Annotated in this window: 4 protein-coding genes; 3 read left to right on the top strand and 1 reads right to left on the bottom strand. The window is 67.3% G+C overall.

Annotated features, from left to right (window positions below; translation table 11 throughout):
* Both AB1346_10830 and AB1346_10825 read left to right on the top strand, forming a co-directional pair.
* Window positions 1-461: bifunctional 5,10-methylene-tetrahydrofolate dehydrogenase/5,10-methylene-tetrahydrofolate cyclohydrolase (locus tag AB1346_10830; GenBank protein MEW6720932.1), on the top strand; the 461-nt coding region annotated here is incomplete at its 5' end.
* Window positions 458-853, top strand: a complete 396-nt coding sequence (locus AB1346_10825) for a glycine cleavage system protein H (GenBank protein ID MEW6720931.1) — start codon at window positions 458-460, stop codon at window positions 851-853. The genes AB1346_10830 and AB1346_10825, both read left to right, overlap by 4 nt.
* Window positions 854-864: 11 nt before the next feature.
* Here AB1346_10825 and AB1346_10820 read toward each other — a convergent pair whose 3' ends face one another.
* Window positions 865-1770, bottom strand: a complete 906-nt coding sequence (locus tag AB1346_10820; GenBank protein MEW6720930.1) for a TonB family protein — start codon at window positions 1768-1770, stop codon at window positions 865-867.
* Between the two features lie 101 nt (window positions 1771-1871).
* On the opposite strand from AB1346_10820, the gene AB1346_10815 reads away from it, so the two are divergent.
* Window positions 1872-2147, top strand: a 276-nt coding sequence (locus AB1346_10815) for an HU family DNA-binding protein (protein MEW6720929.1), incomplete at its 3' end; no start/stop codon positions are given.

The following is a 2147-nucleotide window of genomic DNA, read 5'->3' as shown; positions in this document are numbered from 1 at the left end:
TCACGGGAGGCCCCGCATTCATTCCCTGCACGCCCTACGGCATCCTTAAAATGCTCGACCACGAGAAGGTGGCGCTGAAGGGGAAGCACGCCGTCGTCGTGGGACGCAGCAACCTCGTGGGCAAGCCCGCCGCCCTGCTCCTCCTGTCGCGCCACGCCACCGTGACGATCTGCCACTCCCGCACGGAGGACCTTCCTTCCGTGGTCCGCTCCGGCGACGTGGTGGTGGCGGCGGTGGGGAAGGCCGGGATGATCCGCGGCTCCTGGATCAAGCCGGGCGCGGTCGTCATCGACGTCGGGATGAACCGCAACGCCGAGGGGAAGCTCTGCGGCGACGTCGCCTTCGACGAGGCGGCGGAGACGGCGGGCGCCATCACCCCCGTCCCCGGCGGGGTCGGCCCGATGACCATCGCCATGCTCCTCCAGAACACGTTCGAAGCGGCCGTGCGGACGCGGATGTGATCCCTCCGGCCGACCGGAAGTACTCGAGGTCGCATGTCTGGGCGATGCGGGAAACCCGGGGGGACGTCCGCATCGGGCTGACCCATGTGCCCGGCGGCATGCTCGGGGACGCCGTCTCCGTGGAGCTGCCGCCCCCCCATACCGAGGTTTCCGCAGGAGAGCCGATCGGGCTGGTGCAGTCGCCCTTCACCGTCTTCGAGATCGTGTCCCCCCTCGCCGGAACCGTGACCGACGTGAACCCCGAAGTGGAGAGCGTCCCCCGCCGGGTGACGAGGGATCCTTACGGGGAGGGGTGGCTTCTGACGATCCGGCCCGGCGACCCCGACGGGGACGATTCCCTTCTGGACCGGGACGAGTACGAGAACTGCTCGGGGGAGCGGTTCGCCCCGTAGGGCCTTTCGGTTCAGCGCAGGCGCAGCGCCCCTCCGTGCACGTAGACGAACCTCCCGCGGATCTGAAGGTGCGGAATCTTGTAATCGTTCGGGATGGGATCGAAGGGGGACGCCTTGCGGATCGACCGCATCGCCTCGTCGTCCAAAACCTTGTGCCCCGATCCGCGGACCAGCTCGGCCGACTCGAGCTTCCCGTTCCGGCCGATCACGAAGTCGATCAGGAGCTCCCCCTGGGCTCCCGCGGCGGCGGCCTCGAAGGGATACTGCCACACCAGCTCGATCTTCCGCTTGATCGACGCGAAGTAGGAAATGTACTGCACCTCGGGCGCGTTCAGCGGCGTCAGGCGGAACCCGCTGCCGCCTTCTTCCGTGATGCCTTCCTTGCCGGTACGTTTCCCTCCCGTTCCCACGGCGCTCCCCGAAGTTCCCGCCTGACCGCGCCCCCCGGACGGCTCCTCGCGCGCCATCACCAGCTTCCCGAGCGAAGGGGTGAGGTCGCGCAGCGATCCCGGCGAACCGGCGGCGGCGGGGGGGGCGGCGGGCTCGGCAGCGGCGGCGGCGGATTCCTTTTCCGGCGGCGCGGGAGGCTCCTTCTCCCGCGGGCCGGAAGCGGGAAACGATTTCTCGGGCGGGAGATCCGGCTTCACGGGAAGGTCCGGAACGCGCCCTTCCATGACGTCCGCCGGCCGCGTCTCTTTCCGAACCGGCGGCGCGGCCTTTCGCGGCCTCCGTCCCTCGATGATCCCGGCTTTCGGCGGAAGGAAGTCGGGGGACCGGGGAATGTCCGCGACCTCGATCTCCATCACCTCTTCGCGGCGGGGCGGCGCTTCGGGGAGCAGGTACGCCAGCCAGAGCATGACCGCGTGGAAGAGCACGGAAATGCCCGTGCAAATGAGGAACGTCCGTCGATATGGCATAACTACTCATTATACCAACGTCGGCGCGTCAGGTCTCCCGGCGGCGGCGGGACGCGGACGAACTCGGTTTGGTCTTGACACGGGAACTCCTTTCGGGATTAATGAAAAATGTCCGAAGGCGCTTGAAACCTGCGTTTTTCTCCGGGTCCCGGGGAGCCCATAAAAATTCTGAGGAGGTTCGGCAGATGACGAAGGCGGAACTGGTCGAGGCCATTCGCGCGGAGGCGGGGATCGGTAAAGGGCAGGCGGAAGCAGCTGTCGAAGCGTTTCTGAATGCGGTCACCAAGTCCCTGAAGAAGGGCGAGAAGCTCACCCTTACCGGATTCGGCACCTTCGGTGTCAGCAACCGGAAGGCGCGCATGGGTCGGAATCCCCAG

The organism is Thermodesulfobacteriota bacterium, from assembly GCA_040758155.1.
GTDB lineage: Bacteria > Desulfobacterota > Deferrimicrobia > Deferrimicrobiales > Deferrimicrobiaceae > UBA2219.
The sequence above is the reverse complement of the archived record's forward strand: the minus strand, read 5'-3'. Positions and strand labels throughout refer to the sequence as shown.